The sequence below is a fragment of the Arthrobacter sp. MDT2-34-1 genome, assembly GCF_059091365.1.
In genome coordinates this window covers 24,631-49,510 of the sequence record NZ_JBNHGO010000003.1, presented here as the reverse complement: position 1 = coordinate 49,510, position 24,880 = coordinate 24,631, and the positions used below count along the sequence as shown (strand labels likewise).

At 69.2% G+C, this 24,880-nt stretch carries 26 protein-coding genes; 6 read left to right on the top strand and 20 right to left on the bottom strand.

Features of this window, described 5'->3' with window-relative positions; all coding sequences use genetic code 11:
* Nucleotide 1: 1 nt before the first annotated feature.
* The 15 genes from lysS to dacB all read right to left on the bottom strand — a co-directional run bounded on the left by lysS (nt 2) and on the right by dacB (nt 15,127).
* Nucleotides 2-1,519 (bottom strand): lysine--tRNA ligase, encoded by a 1,518-nt coding sequence (gene lysS / locus AC5RVV_RS13615; protein WP_494001938.1) that lies wholly within the window; start codon nt 1,517-1,519, stop codon nt 2-4.
* A gap of 66 nt (nt 1,520-1,585) precedes the next feature.
* Nucleotides 1,586-2,491, bottom strand: a complete 906-nt coding sequence (panC, locus tag AC5RVV_RS13610) for a pantoate--beta-alanine ligase (RefSeq protein ID WP_494001937.1) — start codon at nt 2,489-2,491, stop codon at nt 1,586-1,588.
* Nucleotides 2,488-3,405 (bottom strand): Rossmann-like and DUF2520 domain-containing protein, encoded by a 918-nt coding sequence (locus tag AC5RVV_RS13605; RefSeq protein ID WP_494001936.1) that lies wholly within the window; start codon nt 3,403-3,405, stop codon nt 2,488-2,490. Before AC5RVV_RS13605 ends, panC begins: the two co-directional genes overlap by 4 nt.
* Nucleotides 3,389-5,032 (bottom strand): PH domain-containing protein, encoded by a 1,644-nt coding sequence (locus tag AC5RVV_RS13600; protein ID WP_494001935.1) that lies wholly within the window; start codon nt 5,030-5,032, stop codon nt 3,389-3,391. Before AC5RVV_RS13600 ends, AC5RVV_RS13605 begins: the two co-directional genes overlap by 17 nt.
* Nucleotides 5,029-5,541: a PH domain-containing protein gene (locus AC5RVV_RS13595; protein ID WP_494001934.1), complete on the bottom strand. Its 513-nt coding sequence runs from the start codon at nt 5,539-5,541 to the stop codon at nt 5,029-5,031. The genes AC5RVV_RS13600 and AC5RVV_RS13595 overlap by 4 nt, the downstream gene beginning before the upstream one ends.
* A complete protein-coding gene (locus AC5RVV_RS13590; protein WP_494001933.1) occupies nt 5,534-6,031 on the bottom strand; it encodes a DUF3180 domain-containing protein in 498 nt (165 codons plus the stop codon). The genes AC5RVV_RS13595 and AC5RVV_RS13590 overlap by 8 nt, the downstream gene beginning before the upstream one ends.
* A gap of 22 nt (nt 6,032-6,053) precedes the next feature.
* Entirely contained in the window at nt 6,054-6,563 is a 510-nt protein-coding gene (folK, locus tag AC5RVV_RS13585) for a 2-amino-4-hydroxy-6-hydroxymethyldihydropteridine diphosphokinase (protein WP_494001932.1), read from the bottom strand.
* A complete protein-coding gene (folB, locus tag AC5RVV_RS13580; protein ID WP_494001931.1) occupies nt 6,560-6,943 on the bottom strand; it encodes a dihydroneopterin aldolase in 384 nt (127 codons plus the stop codon). Before folB ends, folK begins: the two co-directional genes overlap by 4 nt.
* 8 nt (nt 6,944-6,951) lie before the next feature.
* Entirely contained in the window at nt 6,952-7,857 is a 906-nt protein-coding gene (gene folP, locus AC5RVV_RS13575) for a dihydropteroate synthase (RefSeq protein WP_494001930.1), read from the bottom strand.
* Between the two features lie 25 nt (nt 7,858-7,882).
* Nucleotides 7,883-8,491, bottom strand: a complete 609-nt coding sequence (folE, locus tag AC5RVV_RS13570; protein ID WP_494001929.1) for a GTP cyclohydrolase I FolE — start codon at nt 8,489-8,491, stop codon at nt 7,883-7,885.
* Nucleotides 8,492-8,501: 10 nt separating this feature from the next.
* Complete coding sequence (gene ftsH / locus AC5RVV_RS13565; RefSeq protein ID WP_494001928.1) at nt 8,502-10,541, bottom strand: ATP-dependent zinc metalloprotease FtsH; 2,040 nt, start codon at nt 10,539-10,541, stop codon at nt 8,502-8,504.
* Nucleotides 10,542-10,697: 156 nt separating this feature from the next.
* The gene (hpt, locus tag AC5RVV_RS13560; protein ID WP_494001927.1) at nt 10,698-11,249 is read right to left on the bottom strand and encodes a hypoxanthine phosphoribosyltransferase; all 552 of its coding nucleotides are present in this window, start codon (nt 11,247-11,249) and stop codon (nt 10,698-10,700) included.
* A gap of 15 nt (nt 11,250-11,264) precedes the next feature.
* The gene (tilS, locus tag AC5RVV_RS13555) at nt 11,265-12,377 is read right to left on the bottom strand and encodes a tRNA lysidine(34) synthetase TilS (protein WP_494001926.1); all 1,113 of its coding nucleotides are present in this window, start codon (nt 12,375-12,377) and stop codon (nt 11,265-11,267) included.
* A complete protein-coding gene (locus AC5RVV_RS13550) occupies nt 12,374-13,537 on the bottom strand; it encodes a zinc-dependent metalloprotease (protein WP_494001925.1) in 1,164 nt (387 codons plus the stop codon). The genes tilS and AC5RVV_RS13550 overlap by 4 nt, the downstream gene beginning before the upstream one ends.
* A gap of 174 nt (nt 13,538-13,711) precedes the next feature.
* Nucleotides 13,712-15,127, bottom strand: a complete 1,416-nt coding sequence (gene dacB, locus AC5RVV_RS13545; protein WP_494001924.1) for a D-alanyl-D-alanine carboxypeptidase/D-alanyl-D-alanine endopeptidase — start codon at nt 15,125-15,127, stop codon at nt 13,712-13,714.
* 166 nt (nt 15,128-15,293) lie between these two features.
* On the opposite strand from dacB, the gene AC5RVV_RS13540 reads away from it, so the two are divergent.
* The 3 genes from AC5RVV_RS13540 (at nt 15,294) to AC5RVV_RS13530 (ending at nt 17,133) form a co-directional block, all read left to right on the top strand.
* Entirely contained in the window at nt 15,294-15,779 is a 486-nt protein-coding gene (locus tag AC5RVV_RS13540) for an inorganic diphosphatase (RefSeq protein ID WP_494001923.1), read from the top strand.
* A gap of 200 nt (nt 15,780-15,979) precedes the next feature.
* Nucleotides 15,980-16,606, top strand: coding sequence for a hypothetical protein (locus tag AC5RVV_RS13535; RefSeq protein ID WP_494001922.1), 627 nt, complete (start codon nt 15,980-15,982; stop codon nt 16,604-16,606).
* 101 nt (nt 16,607-16,707) lie between these two features.
* Nucleotides 16,708-17,133, top strand: coding sequence for a DUF1761 domain-containing protein (locus tag AC5RVV_RS13530; protein ID WP_494001921.1), 426 nt, complete (start codon nt 16,708-16,710; stop codon nt 17,131-17,133).
* A 94-nt stretch (nt 17,134-17,227) separates the two neighbouring features.
* Here AC5RVV_RS13530 and AC5RVV_RS13525 read toward each other — a convergent pair whose 3' ends face one another.
* Both AC5RVV_RS13525 and serS read right to left on the bottom strand, forming a co-directional pair.
* Complete coding sequence (locus tag AC5RVV_RS13525) at nt 17,228-18,133, bottom strand: HAD family hydrolase (protein ID WP_494001920.1); 906 nt, start codon at nt 18,131-18,133, stop codon at nt 17,228-17,230.
* A 125-nt stretch (nt 18,134-18,258) separates the two neighbouring features.
* Nucleotides 18,259-19,548 (bottom strand): serine--tRNA ligase, encoded by a 1,290-nt coding sequence (gene serS, locus AC5RVV_RS13520; RefSeq protein WP_494001919.1) that lies wholly within the window; start codon nt 19,546-19,548, stop codon nt 18,259-18,261.
* Between the two features lie 98 nt (nt 19,549-19,646).
* Here serS and AC5RVV_RS13515 point away from each other — a divergent pair, with 98 nt between their 5' ends.
* Nucleotides 19,647-20,741, top strand: coding sequence for a diacylglycerol/lipid kinase family protein (locus AC5RVV_RS13515; RefSeq protein ID WP_494001918.1), 1,095 nt, complete (start codon nt 19,647-19,649; stop codon nt 20,739-20,741).
* A 97-nt stretch (nt 20,742-20,838) separates the two neighbouring features.
* Here the strand turns inward: AC5RVV_RS13515 and AC5RVV_RS13510 are convergent, their stop codons facing one another.
* The 3 genes from AC5RVV_RS13510 to AC5RVV_RS13500 all read right to left on the bottom strand — a co-directional run bounded on the left by AC5RVV_RS13510 (nt 20,839) and on the right by AC5RVV_RS13500 (nt 22,503).
* A complete protein-coding gene (locus AC5RVV_RS13510; protein WP_494001917.1) occupies nt 20,839-21,168 on the bottom strand; it encodes a hypothetical protein in 330 nt (109 codons plus the stop codon).
* 82 nt (nt 21,169-21,250) lie between these two features.
* Entirely contained in the window at nt 21,251-22,177 is a 927-nt protein-coding gene (gene pheA / locus AC5RVV_RS13505; protein WP_494001916.1) for a prephenate dehydratase, read from the bottom strand.
* Nucleotides 22,177-22,503, bottom strand: coding sequence for a rhodanese-like domain-containing protein (locus AC5RVV_RS13500; RefSeq protein ID WP_494001915.1), 327 nt, complete (start codon nt 22,501-22,503; stop codon nt 22,177-22,179). Before AC5RVV_RS13500 ends, pheA begins: the two co-directional genes overlap by 1 nt.
* Before the next feature lie 131 nt (nt 22,504-22,634).
* Between AC5RVV_RS13500 and AC5RVV_RS13495 the strand changes: the two genes are divergently transcribed.
* Nucleotides 22,635-23,378 (top strand): Type 1 glutamine amidotransferase-like domain-containing protein, encoded by a 744-nt coding sequence (locus AC5RVV_RS13495; RefSeq protein WP_494001914.1) that lies wholly within the window; start codon nt 22,635-22,637, stop codon nt 23,376-23,378.
* 51 nt (nt 23,379-23,429) lie between these two features.
* Complete coding sequence (locus tag AC5RVV_RS13490) at nt 23,430-24,812, top strand: amidase (protein WP_494001913.1); 1,383 nt, start codon at nt 23,430-23,432, stop codon at nt 24,810-24,812.
* Nucleotides 24,813-24,880 lie beyond the last annotated feature (68 nt).

The following is a 24,880-nucleotide window of genomic DNA, read 5'->3' as shown; positions in this document are numbered from 1 at the left end:
CTCAGCCCAGCTCCGGCTTCAGCAGCGGGAACAGAATCGTTTCGCGGATTCCCGCCTGGGTGAAAAGCATCACCAATCGGTCGATGCCCAGTCCGATACCGCCCATCGGCGGCGCGCCGTATTCGAGGGCACGCAGGAAGTCTTCGTCCAGTTGCATCGCTTCCTCGTCTCCGGCCGCCGCCATTCGCGACTGCTCGGTCAGGCGTTCGCGCTGAATCACCGGATCAATCAGCTCGGAGAAAGCGGTGCCGCGTTCCATGCCCCCGATAATCAGGTCCCAGGCCTCAATCAACTCCGGATTGTCGCGGTGGTTGCGCGCGAGCGGCTGCGCTGCCGGCGGGTAGTCGTAAACGAAGGTCGGCTGCAGCAGCGTCGGTTCGACGATTTCACCGAACAGCTCGACGACCACCTTCTGGGTATCCCACTTCGGGTCGATCTTCACGCCGTGCTGTTCGGCAATGTCGCGCAGCTCTTCACCGCCCGTCTGCGGGGTGATTTCCCGGCCCACCGCTTCGGACAAACCGGGATAGACACCGAGCCAGCGCCATTCCCCATTGAGGTCAATAGTGCCCTGCGGGGTTTCAATGACGCGCGTGCCGATGGTGTCGGCCACATTCAGGATCATTTCCTTCATGCGCTCCCCCATGACGAACTGGTCGGCATACGCCTCGTAGCTTTCCAGCGTGGTGAATTCGGGGCTGTGGGTGGAGTCAACGCCTTCATTGCGGAAGATCCGGCCGATCTCAAAGACCCGGTCTATGCCGCCGACCACCGCGCGCTTGAGGTACAGCTCCGTGGCAATGCGCAAGGTCATGTCCTGGTCAAAGGCGTTTAGGTGTGTCTCGAAGGGACGGGCCGTCGCGCCTCCGTGCACCAGTTGCAGCATGGGGGTTTCCACTTCCACGTAGCCGTGGGAGTGCAGGGTTTCGCGGATGGAGCGAATGACGGCGGCGCGGGTGTAAACCATCTGGCGTGCTTCGTCGCGCACCATGAGGTCCACGTACCGCTGCCGCACGCGGGTCTCTTCACTCAGGCCGGCGTGCAGCACGGGCAGCGGACGCAACGCCTTGGAGGCCATCTGCCAGCTGTCGGCCATCACGGACAGCTCGCCGCGCTTGGAGCTGATGACTTCGCCGCGGATGAACACATGGTCGCCCAGGTCCACGAGGGCCTTCCAGTCCGCGAGCGCTTCCTCGCCGATGTTCGCCAGGCTCAACATTGCCTGCAGACGGACGCCGCTGCCTTCCTGCAGGGTCGCGAAGCAGAGTTTGCCGGTGTTGCGGATGAAGACCACGCGCCCGGACACTCCCACGACGTCGCCGGTGGTCTCGTCTGCCTCGAGGTGGCCGTACTTTTCGCGCACCTCGGCCAGCGTATGGGTCCGGTCCACGCCCACCGGGTACGCCTCGACGCCGCGCTCCAAGAGTTTGGCGCGCTTGGCCATGCGCACGTGCATCTGCTCGGAGGCGTCGGCAGCCTCGGCTGCGGGAAGTGGGGTGGGGGAATTATCGCGGGTCACGGTAGTTAAGGGTACCGGTACCGGGGCCGGGCCAGCCAAACGTCCCGGAGCTTCCATCCGCGGACGTCAGTAGCCGAGCTGCGCGTTGTCGATCAGCCGAACCGGGCCGACCTGCGCGGCGACCAGCACCAGGGCCTCGCCGGTGAACGGGGTCTCCCTGCAGTTGAAGGCCAGCGGCTCGAGCGTGCGGGGATCCACCACTTCCAGGTAGTCCAGCCGGACGGGCGGCACCGACTCGATCATGGCCAGCGCGCCGTCCACGTCCAAGGGTTCGTGCCGGTCGGCCTGTCCGCGGAGGTACGCCAGGCTGCGGGAAAGCACCAGCGCCGCTTCCCGCTCGGCGTCGTTGAGGAAACGGTTGCGGCTGGAGAGTGCCAGCCCGTCGTCGTCGCGCACCGTGGGCACACCCACAATGTCCACCGGGAAGTTCAGGTCGGCCACCATCCGCTTGACCAGCACAAGCTGCTGCGCATCCTTCTGGCCGAAGTAGGCGCGGTAGCCGGCCGCGCCGGCCGCCGCGGGCAGCCCGTAATGGAGCAGCTTGGCCACCACAGTGAGGGCGCCGTCGAAGTGGCCCGGCCGGGAGGCGCCCTCGAACTTCGCGCCCAGCGCACCGGCGTCGATCCTGACCAGCGGCTCGCCGTCCGGGTAGACCTCTTCGACTGCGGGGGCAAACACCACGTCCGCCCCGCACGTCGCCAGCAGGTCCAGGTCGGCTTCCAGGGTGCGGGGGTAGCGGTCCAGGTCCTGCTGCTCGCCGAATTGGAGCGGATTCACGAACACGGAAACCACGACGACGTCGCACGCCTGCCGCGCGGCCCGCACCAGCGCAGCGTGGCCTGCGTGCAGCGCTCCCATGGTCGGGACCAGCCCCAGCGAAGGCCGCCCGGCGGTCCCGACTGCCGCCAGCAGGCCGGCCGTGGCGTCCTTCAATTCGGCATGGGTTTTCACCAGGCGGGGGCGGGTCGTCACGCGTTCTCCTCCGGACGGGACTGGGCAAGGATGTCCAGGATTTCGGTTGCGCGGGCCTCTTTGAGCAGGCCGCGTTGCAGGGCACGCTGGGCCGTTGCCCGTGCCAGCTCCTCGTAGGCCAGCCGGATGTCGGTGCCGCCCGAATCCACCTCGCGGCGCAGCAGCGCCTCGTGGTGGCTGCGGACGGTGCCGGCGTCGCCGCGGGCCACCGGCCCGGTCAGGGCCGCTTCCCCGGAGGCCAGCGCGTTCTCCAGGGAGGCCCGCATCAGCCCGCTGAGCACCCGGTCCGGCTGCTCCACGCCGGCCTCGGCCAGCAGTTGCGCCGACTGGGCCGCGATGGTCACCAGATGGTTCGACGCGTGCGCCAGGGCGGCGTGATAGAGCGTGCGGTCCTTCTCGGCGATGACCACCGGTTCGCCGCCCATCTCCACGACCAGCGCCTGGGCGATCGGCAGCACCGTGGCCTCGGCCGTCACCCCGAAGCTGCAGTCATTGAGCCGGGCCAGGTCCAAGCTCATGCCCGTGAACGTCATGGCCGGGTGGATGGCCAGCGGGATGGCACCCTTGGCCCGGGCCGGCCCCAGCACGGCGGTGCCGTAGCGTCCGGAGGTATGCACCACGAGCTGGCCCGGCTGCCAGACCCCGGCCGCGGCCAGACCGTCCACCAGCTCCGGCAGGGCATCGTCCGGCACCGCCAGCAGCACCAGTTCGGCCCGTTCCACGATCTCGGGGATCTGCAGCACCGGGACGCCGGGCAGCAGGTTCTCCGCCCGCTCCCGGCTGTCCTCGGAAACCGCTGACACCCCGACGACGGCGTGCCCCACGCCGCGCAGCGCGGCACCGAGGACGGCGCCGACCTTGCCGGCACCGATCACGCCGATGCCCAACCGTCCGGGCCTACTCCTGCCGGCCATCGCGGCCCTCCTTGCTTCCTTGTGGTTCGTCCTGCTGCGCCGGCCCGCGGACGCCGCCCGCGGGCCCCTCGGCTGCCCCGGGGACGGGACCGGCCCCGGACTCCCGGGCTTCCAGCCAGCGTTCCGGGACGCTGCGGCGCCGGGCCGCGGCGGCCCGGACCGACTGCTCGTCGAAGAGCTGGCGGGCGGTGTCGGCGTCGACCTGGTAGATCACCGGCGTGACCGGTCCGGCGGTCGTATGCAGGCGCAGGTCCGCCACGCGCAGGCGGCGGGCCAGCGGGCCCTGGTGCAGCGCGATGGACTGGGTCCGCTCGTGCGGCACCACCGAGAGGCTGCGCCAGAGCCTGCCGCTGCGGGCCAGCAGGGCGGTCCCGGTGACGGCGAAGCCGTTGCGCCGCCAGGTCAGCCAGGACAGCCACCGCACCCGCCGCGGCGAGGTGACGAATCCGCCGTCGGAGGCGCCGGCGTCGTCCCTGTCCTTGCCCGCGATTCCGTCAAGGCCCGCCCCGAAGACGGTGAACGGGTCCTCGGTGCCCGGGTCCGGGAGCACCAGCGCAAGCATCTGCATCACTTCCTGCTGCGTGCCCACCGGCAGCAACGTGGTGCGGGCGCCCGCGTTTTCCGCGCTGAGGCCGTAGCCGGCCACGTTCACGCGCATCCGGTACCAGCCCTTGAGGCGCCACAGCGGCGACTGCATGATCTCCACGGCCTGCACCCGGCCGGGCGGGACGGTCTGCGCCCGGGTCTCCAGCAGGCCGTAGCGGAGCCGGATGCCGTCCGGGGAGATGGCGGCGCGGAAGTTGTAGCCGGTGCTGAACGTGGACCAGTAGCCGGCCACCACGCCGAACGCCGCGGGGACCAGAAAGGCCGGGCCGAACGCGGCACCGAACACAAAGGTCGAGAGCCCGGCCGCGATCAGCATGATGAGCAGGAACAGCGTGGTTCCGGACAGCAGCGCCGCGCCGAGTATACGTCCGCCCGGGATGGCCAGGATCTGCTGTTCGGGGGCTTCGGCCACCGCTTCCTGGGGGTGCGCGGGATCGCCGCGCAGGCCGGCCGCCCGGGCCAGGATGGTGGCGCGCAGCTGCTGCGCCGACGCCAGCGGCAGGTAGGCGAGCCGCACGGCCGATTCTCCGGCGTCGGCCACTTCGAATTTAAGTTCGGCCAGGCCGAAGATCCGTGCCAGCAGCGGCTGGATGACGTCGATCGCCTGCACCCGGTCCAGCCGCGCCTGGCGGTGCTGGCGGAACAGGACGCCGGAGTTCACCCGGACATGGTCGTCGGTGACCTGGTACCGGGTGAACCACCAGGAGAGGAAGAATCCGCCCACCAGCAGCACCGCGACCACGACCATGACCAGCACGGTCCAGACGGCGCGGCCGCCGCTCAGTCCCCAGAACTCGTCGCCCCGGAACATGGCCTCGAACCAGTCCCGGCCGAAGAAGTAGGCGATCGCCGCCAGCGCAATCCAGCCGCGGACCAGCGGCGAAACGGGGTGAACCCGGTGCCAGGTGCCGGTGGCGTCCGGTGCCAGGGGCACCCCTTGGGAGGCCGGCACTACTTCGCCGGGCGCATCCGGCCCCTGCCCGGGCAGCGGGGCCTGCCCGTTGCTGCCGGGTACGGTCATAGCCCGGCCAGCCTTGCCTGCCCGCGGTCGGAGAGTTGTTCGCGCAGCCGGGCTCCTTCTGCCGCCGGCACCCCCGGAATGCCGGCGTTGGTCTGCGGGCTGGCGGTGTGCAGCTTCACCGAGCACAGGCCGAAGGCCCGCTCCAGCGGCCCCACGCCAACATCCACGTACTGCATCCGGCCGTAGGGGACCACCATGACGCGCTGGAAAAACAGTCCGCGCCGGATCAAAAGGTCCTCGTCGCGTTCGGCATACCCGATGGCCCTGACTTGGCGCGGGATCAAGAGCCCGGCCCAGACGCAGAGCGCGAGCGTGCCCAGGCTCAGCAGCCAGCCGAGCCACGCCGGGAAGCCGGGCCAGAGGCCGGTCAGCGCCAGGACGAGCGGGGTGGACAGCAGGGCGACGGCGACGACCGTGAAAATGGCCCAGCTGACCAGTCGTACGGTGACGTACTTGGGCGAGACCCGGATCCAGCTGATGCCGGCCGGATCGATCGCTTCGCTAGGCATACTCCCCCTCGCCTTGGGCCTCGGTACCGTTGTCCTGGGCCGCTTCGGTGTCCTCGGGCGGAAGTTTGCAGAAACGCTCCACCACCAGCCCGATCACCACCATGACCAGGCCACCGCCCATCATAGCCAGCACGGCCGGCAGCGCCCCGAGGCCGGGCCGGTACAGCAGCAGCATGAGCTGGTCCACCATGATGCCGCTGTGCCAGCCGAAGATCAGCGACCCGGCATAGGCGCAGGCCTGCGCCAGCACGAGGGTGCGGGCCGCGAGTACCGGATTCAGCTCCTTGTCCCGGTTGCCGTTGCGCCAGCGGCGCACTTTGAGGCCGAGCACCAGGGTGAAGACGGCGATGGCGGCCATGGTCGCCAGCGAGGAGAGGTGCAGGACGGGCACCGGCAGCCCGCCGCGCCCGGCGAGCAGGTTGCCCAGCCAGCCCAGCACGGCCGTGACGACGGCGATGGTCGCCAGCCAGCGGTATCTGATGGTCCTCACGAAGCCCCCACCCCGCCGGACACTATTGACCGGCTTCGAACGGCTCGGATTCGTAGGGTTCCACGCCGTCCAGGTCGCCGGCCGCCTTGGCCAGTTCGCCGACCGGGACGCCGTTGAGCGTGGCGTTCGAGTCCATCCAGGCCCAGGGCGCCAGCACGAAGGCGCGTTCGTGCGCGCGCGGGTGCGGGATGACCAGGTCCTCGTCGTTGAGCACCAGGTCGCCGTAGGTGATGATGTCCACATCCAGCGTCCGCGGCCCCCACCGCACTTCGCGGGTGCGGTGGTGCTTGTTTTCCACGGCCTGGCAATGGGCCAGCAACTGGTGCGGGTCCAGGTCGGTCTCCACCTCAAGCACCATGTTCAGGTAGTCCGGCTGGTCCTCGGGACCGCCCACCGGCTTCGTCTGCACCACGGCCGAGACTTCGCGCAGCCGCACGTGGGGGGTGTCCACCAGGTCCGCCACCGCGTGCGAGAGGGTGTCGCTGCGTGCGCCGAGGTTGCTGCCCAGCGCCAGGACCGCGCGGACGCTCATGGCTGCTCCCGGTAGATGCTGACCGTGACATCGGAAAACTCCACCTGGATGGGTGCCTGCGGCTTGTGCACCGTGACCTCGACCGCCTCCACGGCGAACGTGCGCAGCACATGGTCGGCTATCCGTTCGGCCAGTGTTTCGATCAGCTGCAGGGGCTCGCCGGCGATGATCGCGTCCACCTGGTCGGCGAGCTCGGCGTAGTTTGCGGTCTTCGCCAGGTCGTCGTCGACCGCGGCGGCCCGAATGTCGGTGTGGAGGGTGACGTCGACGACGAACGGCTGGCCGTCGCGGCGCTCATGCTCCAGCACGCCGTGATAGCCCGTGGCCTTGATGCCGGAAACCCTGATGAGGTCCGGCCGTGCCGGAGATGCTGGCGTCACGTCCCGGCCTACTTGGTCCAGGCGGCGGCGACTTTGACCGCGTCCAGCGAGGCGCCGGCGTCGTGCACGCGCACGCCCCAGGCGCCGTTGGCGGCGGCCAGCGCGGAGACCGCCAGCGTGGCCTCGTCGCGTTCCTTGGGTGCGGCGGCCTTGCCGGCGGTGGTCAGCAGGGAACCGAGGAACCGCTTGCGGGATGCGCCGACCAGCACCTTGTGGCCCAGTTGCGCGATCCGGTCCGTGGCGCGCAGCAGCTCCCAGTTGTGTTCGGCGTTCTTGGAGAAGCCCAGTCCCGGATCCAGGATGATCTGCTCCGGCGCCACGCCGGCGGCGACGAACTTGTCCCGCAATTCGGTCAGCTCCGCGAGGACCTCGGCCACCACGTCCTGGTAGTCCGCCTTGGGGTCGACCTCGCGGGCGTCCCCGCGCCGGTGCATCAGGATGTAGGGGACCTGGCGCTCGGCCACCAGGGCGGGCATGTGCGGGTCGTGGGTCATGCCAGAGACGTCGTTGACGATGGCTGCCCCGGCGTCCAGCGCCTTGGCCGCCGTGTCCACGTGCATGGTGTCCACGCTGATCAGGGCGCCGGCCTTGACCAGTGCCTCGATGACGGGGAGGATGCGCTTCTGCTCTTCCTCGGGGGTGATCGAGTCGGCGTTGGGGCGGGTGGATTCACCCCCGACGTCGATGATGTCGGCGCCGCCGTACAGCAGCTTCAGCCCGTAGGCGATCGCCGCTTCCTTGTTGGCGTGGTCGCCGCCGTCGCTGAACGAGTCCGGGGTGACGTTCAGGATGGCCATGACGACGGCACGGTCGGTGGGCAGGTCCGCGAACTTCTTCGGCGCACGCGCCTTGCGCAGCACGGGCAGCGGCGACGTGGCGGGCCCGGTTCCGGGGACTGCGGCGAGTGAATCCATCTATCTGTACCGTCTCTTCTCTTCGCTATCGTCCGATAATCAGGCTCATGGCCTCGGCTCGGGTGGCCTGCTCGCGCAATTGGCCGCGCACGGCCGAGGTGACTGTCTTCGCCCCCGGCTTGCGGACCCCGCGCATGGACATGCACATGTGTTCGCATTCGACGACGACGATCGCGCCCTTGGGCTCCAGGTACTTGACCATGGCCTCGACGATCTGCGTGGTGAGGCGTTCCTGCACCTGCGGGCGCCGGGCGTAGATTTCCACCAGGCGGGCGAGCTTGCTCAACCCGGTCACTTTACCGTCATGGGACGGAATGTAGCCAATGTGGGCGGTGCCGTGGAACGGGACCAGATGGTGCTCGCAGGTCGAATAGAACGGGATGTCCTTGACCAGCACCATTTCCTCATGGTTGATGTCGAACGTGGTGCCGAGAATGTCCGCCGGGTCCTGATGCAGGCCGGCAAACACCTCCGCGTACGAACGGGCGACCCGCTGCGGGGTTTCCCGCAGGCCTTCGCGGTCAGGATCTTCGCCGACGGCGATGAGGATTTCGCGCACCGCCTTCTCGATCCTGGGCAGGTCGATCAGCGGGTCGAACTCCAGCTCGGCGACAACGTCATCGTATTCGGTCACGTCTGTGATCCTAGCTGCTGGCGCCGGGTACGCCGCTTCGGCCGTCATCCCCGGGAAGGTCTCCGCCGGCCGGATTCGGGTCCACGATCACGGCCCCGTGGCTTCCTTCCTGCTGCTGGCCGTTGGCGGCCGCTTCCCGCTCCCGGCGGGAGACCACCGGCGGGATGTTGTGTACCGGCCGGGTTTCCTTGGACAGCCACACGTCCCGCAGCTCGCGGCGGCGCAGGTCGTGGAAGATCTCGGCGATCTCACGCTGGTTCAGCGTCTCGCGTTCCAACAGCGCCAGGGCCAGCCGGTCCAGCACGTCGCGGTTCTCGGTCAGGATCGCGTAGGCCTCGTCGTGGGCGTCGTCGATGAGCCGGCGCACTTCCTCGTCCACCACGAAGGCGACGTGGTCGGAGTAGTTGCGTTCGTGCGACATGTCGCGGCCCAGGAACGGCTCGCCGCCGCCCTGGCCCAGCTTCACGGCACCCACGCGTTCGCTCATGCCGTACTGGGTGACCATCTGGCGGGCGGTGCTGGTGGCCTTCTCGATGTCGTTGGACGCGCCGGTGGACGGATCGTGGAAGACGATCTCTTCGGCCACCCGGCCGCCCATGGCGTAGGCGAGCTGGTCCAGCAGTTCGTTGCGGGTCACGGAGTACTTGTCGTCCTCCGGCACCACCATGGTGTAGCCCAGGGCGCGGCCGCGGGGCAGGATTGTGACCTTGGTGACCGGCGCGGAGTAACGCAGCGCGGCCGCGACCAGGGCGTGTCCGCCTTCGTGGTAGGCGGTGATCTTGCGCTCGTGTTCCTTCATGACGCGGGAGCGCTTTTGCGGCCCGGCCATCACGCGGTCGATGGCTTCGTCCAGCGCCCGGTCGTCGATCAGCTGGGCGTTGGACCGGGCGGTCAGCAGGGCGGCTTCGTTGAGCACGTTGGCCAGGTCGGCACCGGTGAATCCGGGCGCACGCTTGGCCAGGGAACGCAGGTCCACGCCCGGGGCCATGGGCTTGCCGGCGGCGTGCACCTGCAGAATCTGGTGGCGGCCTTCCAGGTCGGGGGCCTCGACGGCGATCTGCCGGTCGAACCGGCCCGGGCGCAGCAACGCCGGGTCCAGCACGTCGGGACGGTTGGTGGCGGCGATCAGGATGACGTTGGTCTTGACGTCGAAGCCGTCCATCTCGACCAGCAGCTGGTTCAGCGTCTGTTCGCGCTCGTCGTTGCCGCCGCCCACGCCGGCACCGCGGTGCCGGCCGACCGCGTCGATTTCGTCCACGAAGATGATGGCCGGCGAATTGGTCTTGGCCTGTTCGAACAGGTCCCGGACGCGGGAGGCGCCAACGCCGACGAACATTTCGACGAAGTCGGAGCCGGAGATCGAGAAGAAGGGGACGCCGGCTTCGCCGGCCACGGCGCGGGCCAACAGGGTCTTGCCGGTACCGGGCGGGCCGTAGAGCAGCACGCCCTTGGGGATCTTCGCCCCGACGGCCTGGAATTTGGCCGGTTCGGAGAGGAACTCCTTGATTTCGTGCAGTTCCTCCACGGCCTCGTCCACGCCCGCGACGTCGGCGAAGGTCACCTGCGGCATGTCCTTGGTGATCATCTTCGCCTTGGACTTGCCGAACTGCATGACCTTGGAACCGCCGCCCTGCATGCGCGAGAGCAGGAACCAGAAGATCAGGCCGATGATCAGGATGGGCAGGATCAGGCTGATGAAGCTCATGAACCAGTTGTTTTCCACCGGCTGGTCGGTGAAGGTGTCCACGTCCGAGGCGTTGATCGCGTCCACGATGTCCGGACCGCGGTCGCGGCTGTAGAAGAAGGTGATCGACTTGCCCTTGTTGGCGTCGTCGATGACCAGGTCTTCGCGCAACGTCAGGTCGACGCTCTGGGCGCCGTCGTTCATCCGGGCCTGTTCCGCCTTGTTGTCCTGCAGCAGTTCAAGTCCCACACTGGTGTCGACCCGTGAAGACTGCGGACCGGCCAAATTGGGCACGGCGATCAGGAGGATGACCAGGACCAGGACAATCCAGATGATCGGTCCCTTGAAAAGGTTCTTCAATTTCATGCGACTTGGGGGCTTGCGCCCGTCCCTCCTGCTTGTCCGCGCGTGATGGCAGCCCTTCGGCTACTACAGCTATACACTGTCCGTCTTCCTTCACGCTCAAGGGAGGGCATTAGTTCCCTCTGGGCGTAGCCTAGCCTGCGGCGGACGGTGCGGCGGTTATTCGTAGATGTGCGGTGCCAGGGTGCCGATGAAGTCCAGGTTGCGATAGCGCTCGGCGTAGTCCAGCCCGTAGCCCACCACGAATTCGTTCGGGATCTCGTAGCCGACGTACTTGACGTCGATTTCCACCTTGGCGGCGTCGGGCTTGCGCAGCAGGGTGCAGATTTCCACGCTGGCCGGGCCGCGCGAAATCAGGTTGGTCTTCAGCCAGGACAGGGTGAGGCCGGAGTCGATGATGTCCTCCACGATGAGCACGTGCTTGCCCATCAAGTCCGTCTCGAGGTCCTTCAGGATCCGCACGACGCCGGAGGACTGGGTGCCGGAGCCGTAGGAGGATACGGCCATCCAGTCCATCTTGACGTGGCTGTGCAGTGCCCGGGCCAGGTCCGCCATGACCATCACCGCGCCCTTGAGGACGCCGACGATCAACAGGTCGCGCCCTTCATAGTCCCTGTCGATTTCGGCAGCCAGCTCGGCGACGCGCTGCTGGATCTGCTCCTTGGTGTAGAGGACGTGCTTGAGGTCTGCCTGGACGTCGTTGGAATCCACCACATGCTCCCGGGTCTAGCGGTCTGTCTGGCCGGGGCTGCGGCCAGTTGTTCTCAACACAAGATTGCCATAGCCGGTGCCATCTTGGTGAACCGCGTTGGCAGCAGTCCGGCGGTAGACACTGACGAATCCGGCCAGCTGCACCGGGCCGGCCGAGCCTTGGCGGCGCAGCAGCGATTCGGCCGCCTGCAGCCGTTCGTAGCTGGGGTTTTCGCCGCCCAGTTCGGCGGCGGCCAGGGCGAGCACGCGGTGCTTCATGGCGGCCGGGAGTTGTTCCATGCCTCCCCGTGGCAGCTCCAGCCCGTCCGGTGTGACCACCCGCAGCCGGCGGTATTCCTCGGCCGCCTGTGCCTGCAGGTAGTCGGCGTCGGCGGCCAGAATCTGTGCCGACCGCCACAGCGCCTGGGCGACGCCGGGACCCATCTCGTCCTCCAGGAACGGCATCACCCGCATCCGGATGCGGGAGCGCATGTACTGCGGATCACTGTTGGCGGGGTCGTGCCAGGGCTGCAGCCCGGCAACCGCGCACACCTCCTCGGTGTCTTGCCGGCGCAGCGACAGGAACGGGCGCAGATACCGGCCCCGCTTCACCGGCATGCCGGCCAACGACCGCGTGCCCGAGCCGCGGCCCAGGCCCAGCAGTACCTGCTCGGCCTGGTCGTCCAGGGTGTGCCCCAGCAGCACCGCCGCGGCCCCGAGTTCCGCCGCGGCGGCATCCAGCGCCGCGTAGCGTGCCGTCCTGGCGGCCGCCTCCGGCCCCATGCCGGCCAATTCCACGGCCACCCGGCGGACCTGGACCGGGGCCAGCCCCAGCGTTTCGAGCTGCAGCCGGGCACCCTCGGCCACCGCCGCGCTGCCCTGTTGCAGGCCATGGTCGACGACGACGGCCCCCACCCGATAGGGACGGACACCGTTGCGGGCCGGCCGGTTGAAGAATTCCGCCGCGACGGCCAGGGCCAGCGAATCCGGTCCCCCGCTGCAGGCCACCAGCAACAGCTGCGGTTCGGCGCCCCCGGCGGTCGCTGCCGGCGGACCGAACTGTTCCAGCGCCTGGCGCAGCTGGTGCCGGGCGTCTGCCACCCGCGGATGCAACCGGGGCTTGCGCCGGTCCGCTGCAACACCGCTCATGCGCGGCTGAGGTCCATCCGGCTGACCCACAGGTCGGGGTGGTGGATCTCCTCTTCCGTGGGCAGGTTTTCGGGACGCTCCCACACCTGGTTAAAACCCTCCATGCCGATCTGCCGGGTCACCGCACGGACGAACTTGGCGCCGTCGGAGTACTGCCGGGCCTTGGCATCGAGGCCCATGAGTTTGCGGATCCAGTTTTCCAGCGCGCCGCGGCTCTTGCCGCGCGCGTTGAAACGTTGGCGGATGGTCTTGACCGTCGGGACCAGCGAGGAATCGACCGCGTCCATCACCACGTTGGCGTGGCCCTCCAGCAGGCTCATCACGGCGGTCAGGTGTGAGAAGACGGCCTTCTCTTCCGGCCCCTGGATCAGATCGAGGAGGGAACCCTTCAGCGCGGAACCCGGCCCTCCGCCGTCGTCCTTTCCGCTGTCCCTGGCCGCGGCGACGGCCGCCTTGACCGTCTGCTGCAGCCGCTCGCCGAGGGTGTCCGCCTTTTCCACCAGCGAGGACGACAGCCCGCCGATCTGCTCCATCATGTGGTCGCGCAGCCAGGGGGCCGCGGCAAACTGCACCCGGTGGGTCTGCTCGTGCAGGCACACCCAGAGGCGGAAGTCGGCGGGCACCACATTCAGTTCCCGCTCCACGGTCACGATGTTCGGCGCCACCAGCATCAGCCGCCCGGCGGCCGGGCCCCCGGGCAACAGGGAGCAGAAGGGGTCGTACTGGCCCAGCACCTTGCTGGAGAGGAAGGAGAGGATGGCGCCCATCTGGGTGCCGGTGAGCACGCTGCCCACGGCCGTGGTGGCGTTCTTGAGCTGATCCGGGCGCTTTTCGGCGAGCGCGGCGATAGCCGGGGCCAGCATGACCTCGAAACTGCGGGCGTTTGCCCTGGACCAAGCGGCGCGGTCCACGATCAGCACATCGGAGTCGCGCAGGTCGCGGGCGGCCTCCAACCCGGTGATGCGGTGCACGTGGTCCACCGACTCTTCCGCCAGCCGGCGCATCTCGGCCACGGCGGCGCGCATTTCCGCGGCCTTCATCCGGGGGCCGGCGGGGGTCAGCGTGGCTGCCGTGGACGCGGCCAGTTCCCAGTTGACCAACCGCGGGGCGGGGCCTGGGGTGGCGCCGGATTCACTGGGGGTCGGTGCGCTACTGTCCATGCGTCCCATCAGATCACATCAGCGGCGAGCCGGTCACTACCGGCGGGCATCGATTGAAGCGGCTCGGCGGCCGGGGCTCAGCAGCCAAGGTCGGCGGAAGAGTAGCCGGCGGCCGGGGCTCAGCAGCCAAGGTCGGCGGAAGAGTAGCCGGCGGCCGCGGCTTCCGGGCCTGGCTCAGCGGCAGCCGCAGCCGGCCAGCACGGTCGCCGCCCGGTCGGCGGCCACGCGCGCGGCGTCGGTCGAGCCTTTCAGGCCGTTGGCCACGAAGGCGAACACCAGCAGGCGTCCGTCGGCGCTGGCCACATAGCCGCTGAGCGACGTCACGGTGTTCAAGGTGCCGGTCTTGGCCCGGACCAGCCCGGCGCCGGCGGGGTTGTTTTCCAGGTAGCGCCCGGACAGGGTGCCGGTCAGGCCGGCGACCGGCAGGGAGCCGATCCCGGCCCGCAGGTCCGCGTCCTCGGAGGAGGCCATCAGCCTGACCGCCGCGGCCAGCTGGGCAGGACTGACCCGGTTCTCCATCGACAGGCCGCTGGCATCGGCCAGCACCATGCCCTCCACGGGAATGCCCGCCAGGCCCGCCGCCTCGCGGATGGCTTCGGTGCCGCCCGCGAAGGAGCCGGGCTTGCCCGCCGCCACGGCCGTGTTGCGCGCGAGGACCTCCGCCACATAGTTGTCCGAATGCTGCATCATGTAGGCCACCTGATCGGCCACCCGCGCGGAATCCGCCTCGGCCAACACGTCCGCGTCAGCCGGTGCCGCTTCCCGTGCCACCGCGGCCTTCACCGTGAGTCCCTGCCCGGCCACGGCTTCGGCCAGCGCGTCGCGGAACGCCGCCCCGGCCAGCGCGGCGGCGTCGGCCACCAGGTCGCCGCCGCCGTCGGCCTGTTCCCGCCCGGCGTACAGGGCGAGCGGGTACACGGCGGAAATTTCGCCGTTCTTCACGTCGCCCGGGTCCCAAGCGGCGCTGATGACGGCCCCGGAGTAGAGGGAATCGTCCACCGCCACCGAGAGTTCACCGGTGTACCCGTCGGCGGCCAGCTGCCCGGCCGCTTCTGCTGCCAGCGTTGCCAGCCCGGCTTCGCCCCAGACCGCGCCGGGCTTGGATTCCCCGGCACCCAGCAAGGCATCCCCGCCGCCGACCAGATAGACCACGCCCGGCTTGCCGCCGCGCTTGACCGAGGTAGTGAACCGGTGGCCGGCACCGATGGTGTCCAGGGCGGCGACGGCGGTCAGCAGCTTCAGGTTGGATGCCGGCACCAGCGGCTCGCCGGCTGCCTCGTCGTACAGCACGTCGCCGCTGGCCGCGTCGGTGACGATCCCCGTGAAGCCGCCGGCGCCGTCGAACGCCAAGGCCCGGTCCAGGGCCGCATCCAGCACGGCCGGATCCGGCACCGGCGCCTCGCCGGCCGGCTTGAGCGGCTGCGGCTCCGCCAGCTCGGTGGGCGGCAATTGCGCCGCAGGGGTGCTGATAACCGGCTCCGGCTCCGGCCAATCGATGGCCTGGCCGAGGTTTAGGGCGGCGGGCACGGCCAGCACGGCGAAGACGACTGCCAGCAGCCCGGAGGTGAGCACGCGGAAGCCACGCCCCATGCTGCCCCTCCTGAGGATCTTGAAGTGTTGGGAACGCCCCGCGCCAACCCCGATGCCGGTACGGAAGGGCAAGACCTATATCGTTAAGCGTAGTCCGGCGCCGGGCCACGGCCGTGCATCGGCGGCGCCGAAGCCAATTTTCCGAACGTCTCCAAGGAGCGAAGCCATGCAGCATGACGTCACCATCGAGATCCCCAAGGGTTCGCGCGTCAAGTACGAAATCGACCATGAGACCCACCGCCTCCGCCTGGACCGGGTGCTGTTCACGTCCATGCAGTACCCCACCCACTACGGCTTCTTCGAGGACACGCTGGGCGAGGACGGCGATCCGCTGGACGCGATGGTCATGCTGCAGGACTACGACCTGCTGCCCGGTGTCGTGGTCGAATCCCGCCCCATCGCCGTCTTCAACATGACCGACGACGGCGGCGGCGACGCCAAGGTGCTGTGCGTTCCGGCCGACAAGCGCTTCGACCACATCCAGGAGCTGTCCGACGTGCCGGAGTTCCTCGTCAAGGAAATCGAGCACTTCTTCACCCGCTACAAGGACCTGGAGCCGGGCAAGTGGGTCAAGGCCGAGGGCTGGGCCGACCGCGCCGCCGCCGAGGCCGAACTGGAAGCCTCCATCCGGCGCTTCGCCGCCCAGGGCTAAGGCCAACCGGCGACGAACGGCCGAGCAGCCACGCCCGGCCTGAACCGAGCCTTGCCGCTCGAAACCGGCAGGAACAGCGACGGCGGTCCGGACCCTTCAGGTCCGGGCCGCTTTTGCCTTCCCCGGGGGCGACCGGCGGCAGGACACACCAGCCAACCGGAATCGGTTGTTCCTGCCCGGACGGGCGCAATACTGGTGCCATGTACGTGCTCACGATCAACCAGCGCGATTCCCGCGAGGCGGGCGACCAGGTGCCCGCCCTGATCAAGGCGCTGCGCCACCTGACCGCGGCGATCCCCTTTCAGCGGTCTGTCGGCGACGAAGCGATCGGCGCGGTCGAGAAGCCGTCCACGGCCATCGACGCCGCCCTGATCGCGCTGCGCGCCAGGCGCTGGCATGTGGGAATCGGCGTGGGCGAACTGCGGCCGCCGCTTCCGGAGGACATCAAGGACGCCGAAGGGTACGGCCTGGTCTACGCACGGCGCGCGGTGAACCGGGCCCGGAAAACCGGTGACCGCGTTCCGCTGGCCGTGTCCGGGCCCGATGCTGAGGTCGCCGCCGAAGCAGAAGCCGTGCTGCGGCTCATCGGCCAAATCGTCGCCACCCGCACCGACGCGGAGTGGAAGGTGCTGGACCTGATGACGCCGGGAGCGCGCGGCCAGCAAAAGTACGTTGCCGAAGAACTGGGCATCACCAGCCAGGCCGTGAGCAAGGCGGTGGTCCGCTCGCACTGGGTGGAGGAGTGGGCCTGCCGTCCGGCCGCCGCCCGGCTGCTGGACCTTGTCCACGGGCCCGCCTCCCCGGCCGCCGTCGCCCCGCCGCGCTGACGGCCCCGGAAGCTACGGCAATACCGGCGGGCGGCGTCTAGACTCCGAGGGAGACGGCGCCCGCCTCCGCCCGCGGGTCAACGACACAAGGAGTGTTCAATATGGTTCCGGAGATCAACATTTGGGCGGTCATCGTGGCCACCCTTTCGACCCTGATCGTCGGATCTGTCTGGTACACGCCGAAGGTCTTCGGCAACTACTGGATGAGGGTCGCCAACGTCAGCCCCGGCGACGGCAAAAGCGCCGTACGCCCGATCATCATCACGGTGATCGTCAGCCTGATCAGCGCGTGGGTGCTGGCGGGTTCGGCGGCCATCGCGCAGGATTTCTACGGCGGCAACTTCCTGTGGAACACGGTGCTGACCGCCATCATCCTCTGGGCCGGCTTCACCGCCGCCCGCTTCGCCACGCACGATGCCTTCGAGGGCCGGCCGGTCGGACTGACCGTCCTGAACATCGTGCACGAACTCGTGACGTTCCTGGTCATGGCACTGGTCATCGGCCTCTTCGGGATCAGCGGAGCCTGAGAACCGCAGCCCCCACTATCGAGGCAGCCGGCGGCAACAGGTGTGCCCGGGATTCACCCGGGCACCTCCTCCGGGTGGATCAGCCGGGCACGCCTCAGTCCAGCAGGCTGCGCAGCACGACTGCTGCCCCGTCTTCCTCGACGGTTCCCGTGACCTCGTGGGCGACGGCCAGGACCTCCTCGGGCGCCTGTCCCATCGCGACGCCGCGGGCGGCCCAGTCCAGCATTTCGATGTCGTTGCGGCCATCGCCCATGGCGACGGTATGCGACGGCTCGACGTCCAGCTTCCGGCGCAGGGATTCCAGCGCGCTGGCTTTGGTCACGCCGTTGGCCGCGATGTCCAGCCACGCGGTCCAGCCCACCGAGTACGTCACGCCCTTGAGCCCCGCCGTGTCGATGGCTTCCTTGAACTCCTCGGGAGTGTTTTCGGCGCTGGAGACCACCACGCGCACGGCCGTGGACTCCAGCAGCGCCTCGAAGTCGACGCCCCTGGCCTCGATGCCGAAGCTGGCGTCCTGGAAGCGCTCCGTGGCCAGGAAATTGCCCTCTTCGTCCTCGAGCGCAAACTTGGCGGTGGGCAGCTTGGACCGCATCACCCGCAGGGCCGGTCCGGGGTTGAACGTCACCCGGTCGATCACCTCGTAGCCGTCCTCCAGCGACGTGTCGATCCGAAGGGTGACACCGCCGTTGGAGCAGACGGCGTACCCCTTGGTGACGCCGATCAGTTGGATGATCGGCAGCGTTGCGTTCAGGGACCGTCCGGTGGAGACGACCACCTCGTGGCCGGCGTCGACGACGGCGCGCGCTGCTTCGCGCACGGGATCGCTCATGTGGCCGTCGTGGTTGACCAGGGTGCCGTCCACATCCAGCGCGACCAGTTTGCGGGACCCGTTCTCCACGAAGTTGTGGCGCCGGGCTGCGTTTTTATTGTTTGTCATATCTTTCGTAGCAATCCGCTGGTCGTCGATGCCAGCGTTAGCCTTGTCAGCTGTAGTTGTCATGTCCCTAGTCAAGCATGGGGGGCAGACACCCGGGTAGGAAATTTTCTACGGGCGAATGAAGTGCCGGTGAACGCGGCCCCGCCGCGACGGCACCTGAGGTGCCGGCGGCGGGGCGGAACCGCGCGCTAGGAGAGCACCGGAAGGACGTCCATGCCGCCCAGGTAGGGCCGCAGCGCGGCCGGCACGTTCACGGAGCCGTCGGCGTTCTGGTGGTGCTCGAGGATGGCGACGATCCAGCGCGTGGTGGCAAGGGTCCCGTTCAGGGTGGCCACCGCCCTCGTGCCCTTCTTTTCGCCGTCCGCCGAAGCCTGGCGTTCGCGGATGTTCAACCGGCGGGCCTGGAAGGTCGTGCAGTTGGAGGTGGACGTCAGCTCCCGGTAGGCCTCCTGGGTGGGCACCCAGGCTTCGCAGTCGAACTTGCGGGCCGCGCTCATGCCCAGGTCTCCCGCAGCGGTGTCGATCACCCGGTAGGGGAGCTCCACCTTGGCCAGCATTTCTTCTTCCCAGGCGAGCAGGCGGGCGTGCTCGTCGGCGGCCTCCTCGACCTGGCAGTAGATGAACATTTCCAGTTTGTTGAACTGGTGCACGCGGATGATGCCCCGGGTGTCCTTGCCGGCGGCCCCGGCCTCACGGCGGTAGCAGGAGCTCCAGCCGGCGTAGCGCGTCGGCCCGGCGGACAGGTCCAGGATCTCGTCCGCGTGGTAGCCCGCGAGGGCCACCTCCGAGGTGCCCGTCAGGTACAGGTTGTCCCGTTCCAGCCGGTAGATCTCGTCGTCGTGCTCCACGTCGAAGCCGGTCCCCTGCATGGTTTCGGGGCGGACCAGGGTGGGGGTGATCATGGGGATGAAGCCGTTGGACACGGCCTGGTCCAGCGCCATGTTCATCAGGGCAATCTCCAGCCGGGCGCCCACGCCCTTGAGGAAGTAGAAGCGGGAGCCCGAAACCTTGGCCCCGCGTTCCATGTCGATGGCGCCGATCAGCTCGCCGATGGCCAGGTGGTCCTTCGGCTCGAACCCGTCCCGGGCGAAGTCCCGGGGCTCGCCGACCGTCTTGAGCACGGTGAAGTCGTCCTCGCCGCCGGCGGGAACGCCGTCTTCGATCCGGTTGGGGATGCTGCGCAGCAGCGATTCCTGCTGGTTGCGGGCGGCATCCGACGCGGCCTGGGCTTCCTTGACCGATGCTGCCAACTCCTTGACCTGGGCCAGGAGCTCTGCCTTCTCCCCGCCCGTGGCCTGGGCCACCTTTTTGCCGAAGAGATTCTGTTCGGCGCGCAGTCCCTCGTAACGGTTGATCGCTTCCCGGCGGGCCGTATCGGCGGCGATCACGGCATCGACCACCGACTCGTCGGCGCCGCGGGCGCGCTGGGAGGCACGGAAAATCTCTGGATTGGCGCGGAGTTCGTTTACATCGATCACCTGCTAAGGGTACCGAAAAAGGCTTTCCGGCCTCGCTCCGCGCCCGCCGCAGCCGGTAGCGGGCCTCAATGGGCCAAAGCGGCGGGGCTGGATAGTCTATGACCAACATGACTGCCGAATGGATGCCCGCCCTCATCATCCTGCTAGCGGTGGCCGCCTTGGCGGTGGGATGGCCGGGCCTCCGCGGCATGCTGGGGCGCCGCCGGACAGCGGTGCCGGCGGCGCTTGCGCCGTCCCCGGGCCTGCCCGACCAGCGCGTGGTCTTCATCCTGAACCCGGTCAAGAACGCGGCTGCCGAGGCCCGCCGCGAGGTGGAGGCAGCCTGCGCGGCGGCCGGTTGGAGCCCGCCCCTGGTGTTGGAAACCACGCCCGAGGACCCGGGTCACGGCCAAGCGAGGCGGGCCATCGCCGAGCGTGCGGACGTGGTGATCGCCGGCGGCGGGGACGGCACGATCCGGGTGGTGGCCTCTGAGCTGGCGGGCACCCAAGTGCCGATGGGGGTGCTGCCGCTGGGCACCGGCAACCTGCTGGCCCGCAATTTGGGTCTGGATCCGGCGGCCCTGCGGGCCAACATCCATGTGGCGCTGCACGGGATCATCCGCAAGATCGACACCGCCGACATCATCTTGGAGAACGAGGCGACCGGCGAACGGTCGCAGGACAGCTTCCTGGTGATCGCCGGCATCGGCGTGGATGCGGATGTCTTGGCGGACACCCGCGACGACCTGAAGCGCCGGTTCGGCTGGATGGCCTATTCGGAAGCCGGAGTCCGCCATCTTGCCGGCCAGCGGGAGCGTGTCATGGTCAGCATCGACGACGGGCCCGCCCGGCCCCGCCGCGTCCGCAGCATCCTGCTGGCCAACTGCGGGAAGTTGCCGGCGGGGATCGATTTCATCCCCACCGCGGAAATCGACGACGGCGAACTGGACATCGTGGTGCTCAGTCCGCGCAGCGCGATCGGCTGGCTGTGGATCGCCGCCAAGACGCTGGTGCGGCACAGCGCGCCGATTCCGGTGATCGAGTACCACCGCGGGCGGAAGGTCCGCATCACGGCGCACGAGCCGATGGGAAGCCAGCTCGACGGCGATCCCTCCGGGCCGGTCACGTCGGTGACCGTGCAGGTCAGGCCGCGGTCGCTGGCGGTGCGCACCGAGTCGGCCCCCTCCGCCGGCAGTCACCGGGCGGCCGGCTAGGGCCTGCCGCGGCCGGGCGGCCAGTCAGGGCGGGCGGGCTTGGGCCTGCAGCGGCCGGGCGGCCACCTGGGCCGGCGGCCGCCCGGAACGGAGGTGTTTACGTGTCGTCGCCCCCGGTGTTGAGCGGATCGTCGCTGGCATCGGCCCGGTCGGTGTTGTGCAGTTCCTCGCCCGGAATGTCGATGGGTTGTTCGTCTGCTTCGAGCGCCGGGACATCCGCATCCGGCTGCTGCAGGTCTTCGTCCCGGGGAACCGGGAATTCGCCGGCCGCCTGCTGGTCGATCAGCTGTTGCTCCTCGGCGAAGCGCAGGTCGTTGCCCTGGTCCCCCAGGTCGCCCGCGCGGTTTTCACTCGGGGTCTGGTTGAGCGCCTCCACCGGCGTCGGCTCCCCGTCCTGGTACTGGTCCCTGTCGTTCTGCTGCGTCATGGTGCTCCGATCCTTGGTTCGCAGGTGCGGTTTTCCTCAGCATACTGACCATAACCGCGGGTCGACAGTCCGGCAGGGCCGGTCAGCGGGCCGACAGCAGGTCCTGCACCCAGCGGTCGGCCTCCCGGAATGCCTCGTCCTGGTTGCGGCGCGGAACAGTCAGTCCGCGGCGGTCGGCGCGCGGGTAGGAGCCCAAGAACCGGATGCCGGGGCTGATCCGGTGCAGCCCGCGGACGGCGTCGGCCACCCGCTCCTCGGCGAGGTGGCCTTCGGCATCGAGGCTGAAGAAATAATCTCCCAAGAACTGGCCGGTGGGGCGGGACTCGATCCGGCTCAGGTTCACGCCCCGGCTGGAGAATTGTTCCAGGATTGCCCCCAGCGCCCCCGGACGGTCCTGCGGCAGCGGGACCACCAGGGTGGTCTTGTCGGCGCCGGTCGGAGCGGGCAGGACACCGGGGCGGCTCACCAGAATGAACCGGGTGACGGCGTCCGGAATATCGCCGATATCCTCGGCGAGCACGCGCAGCCCGCGCTGCCGGGCCACCAGCGGCGAGCAGATCGCCGCCTCGTAGCCGGCCCCGGGCTCCAGCAGTCCCACCGCGGACGCCGCCGTCGAGGACGCCGGCAGATATTCCGCTTGGGGAATGTTCGCGGCGGCCCAGGCACGGCATTGCGCCCAGGCATGCGGATGGGTGGACACCACCGCGACGTCTCCCGGCTCGGTTCCGGGCCGGACCGCCAGCACAAAGCGGATGGGCACGAGTTCCTCGCCGATGATGCGCAGCGGCTCGCCTCCCGCGATGGCATCCAGCGTGGCGCTGACGCCGCCCTCGACCGAGTTTTCGATCGGGACCATGGCCGCGCCGGCTTCGCCCGCGCGAACGGCGTCCACGGCGGCGTCGACACTCGCGGCCGGAATCCGGCGCGCGGCAGCCGCCCCGGGAACCTGGAGGAGGGCGGCCTCGGTGAAGGTTCCCTCCGGCCCCAGGAAGGTGTAGACGCCTGCCATTACTGGACCCGGGGCTCCTGCCCGTTCTCCGAGACGATCGGTTTGCCGGCGTCCAGCCAGGCACCCATCCCGCCGTCGACGTTCACCGCCGAGTACCCGTTCCCGTTCAGCCATTCGGTTGCCCGGAAGGACCGACCGCCGCTGCGGCACACCACATGCAGGTCCACGTCGGGGTCCAGTTCCTCCAGGCGCAGCGGCAGCTCGTTGAGCGGGATGTGCACGGCGCCCGCAATGTGTCCGGCTTCCCATTCATAGTCTTCGCGCACGTCCAGAATGGTGGCGTCGCCGCCGATGCTGTTGACATCCACATTCTCGATATCGCTCATGGCAACCTCCGTGATCCGCGGCGGGCCGTGCCGCCGCTGGTGAATTCCTGCTCCGGGCGCACCCGTGATTTGCCCCCTTTCCAAGCCTATAGTGGGATCGTCCGCCGCACCGTAATGAGACAGGGGCACCCATGGCCGCAGACCAGCCGACCATCCTTGCTACGTCCGGCGGAATCACGGCCGGCGTTCGCAGCCGGATCGCGTTCCACCACCTGGTGCACCACGCCGTCGAACTGGCGGGGCCCACGGGGCGGGCACCGAGGCTGGTTCACGTGGGCACCGCCGGCGGCGACCAGCGCTGGCTCCAGGCCGAGCTGGACGAGGCGGCCAGGGTTGCCGGTTACGGCCTGAGCCATCTGAACTTGTTCACCATGCCCAATGTGGCGGACATCGAGGAACACCTGCTGGGCCAGGATGTGGTGTGGGTGGGCGGCGGTTCGGTGGCGAACCTGCTGGCGGTGTGGCGGGTCCACGGCCTGGACGCCATTTTCAGGCGGGTCTGGCAGGCCGGCGTGGTGCTGGCAGGGGTCTCCGCCGGTTCCATCTGCTGGTTCCGTGGCGGCACCACCGACTCCTTCGGCCCCGAGCTGCGGCCGGTCACGAACGGGCTGGCGTTGCTGCCCTACGACAACGGCGTCCACTACGACTCGGAACCGCAGCGCCGGCCGTTGGTGCACCGGCTCGTGGCGGACGGCATCCTGGGCGAAACGCACTGCACCGATGACGGCGTCGGACTGGTCTACCGCGGCACCCATCTGGCCGAGGCGGTCAGCGAGACCGACGGGAAACTCGCCTACCGCGTGACAGCCCAGGCCGGGGACGGGCCCGACGCCATCGCGGTGGAGGAACCGATCGACACCAGGTTCCTCGGCTGACCCGGCGCGCGGATTAGCCCGCACCGCCGGGCGGGGCTACGCTTACGGGCGATGACTGCTTTGCATGACTTGACGGCCGTCGCCCAGCGCGACGCCGTGGCCCGCGGCGAACTGTCCGCCCTCGAACTGACGGAGCATTACCTCCAGCGTATCGATGCCCTGAATCCCAGGCTCGGCGCCTTCATCACCGTCACCGCCGACCAGGCGCTCAAGCAGGCACGTGCCGCGGACGACCACCAGGCACGCGGCGGGACCCTGGGCCGGCTGCACGGGCTGCCGGTGGCCTACAAGGACCTCACGGATGTGGCCGGCGTCCCGACCACCCACGGCAGCGCGGCCGTGGAGCACCGGCCCGCCTTGGCCAACCACCCCTTGGTGGACGTCCTCGAATCCGCCGGCAGCATCAGCCTCGGCAAGACCCAGGTCCCCGAATTCGGCCTGACCTCCTACAGCGAGAACCGTGTGGCGCCGCCGGCCCGCAACCCGCTGGACCCGGCGCTGAGCCCTGGCGGTTCCTCCGGCGGTAGCGCGGCCGCCGTGGCCGCCGGCCTGCTGCCCTTCGCCCCGGGTTCGGACGGCGGCGGCTCGGTCCGGATTCCGGCGGCCGCCACCGGGCTGGTGGGGTTGAAACCGGGGCGCGGCCGACTCCCGGCCGGCAGCATCGGAGACGACCCGGGCCGGCTGGTGGTCGCCGGGCCCCTCGCCCGCACGGCGGCCGATGCCGGGCTGCTGATGGACGCCATGGCGGACGAGCAGCTGGCCCGCGCGGCCTTCCCGGGGGAACCCGGCTTCCTGGCCGCCGCGCTTCGCGCCGAAGGGCGCTTTCGGATCGGCGTCAGCACCGACTCTCCGTTCGAGTCCGCCTACCCGCTGTCGCTGGAGCCGGAGGCGCGCGAGGCGTTGGATACCGCGGTGGAGCTGCTGCTGGGGATGGGCCACGCGCTCGACGAAGCGGAGATCCGCTACGACAACCGCTACCCGGAGGCGTTTGCCACGGTGTGGACCTCCGGCCTGGTCCGGCTGGAGCTGCCGGCCGGCCACGAACCGCAGCTCATGCCGCTCACCCGCTCCTTCCGCCGCCGCGCCCTGAAGCGCGGGCCGGAGGCGCTGCCGGACGCTCTGGCCACGCTGGCGCGTTTCCAGGACGACACCCGGGCACAGTTCGGCCGGTACGACCTGGTTCTGACGCCCGCGCTGGCCCAGACCCCCCGGCCGGTGGGCTGGTACACCTCCAACAGTGCAGACGTGGACTACATGCGCCAGTGCCAGTATTCGCCGTACACCTCGCTGGTCAATGTGTGCGGGCTGCCCGCGGTCGCCGTTCCCGTCAGCACCACCGAGGAGGGCCTGTCCATGGGCGTCCAGCTGATCGGCAAGCCCGGCTCGGAGGCCATGCTGCTGGCCGCCGCCGCGCAACTGGAGGGCGTGCGATGAATCCTGCAACCCCGGCCTGACCTGCGGATTTGCATTAACACGCCGCCCGGTCACGGGCGCAGAATATG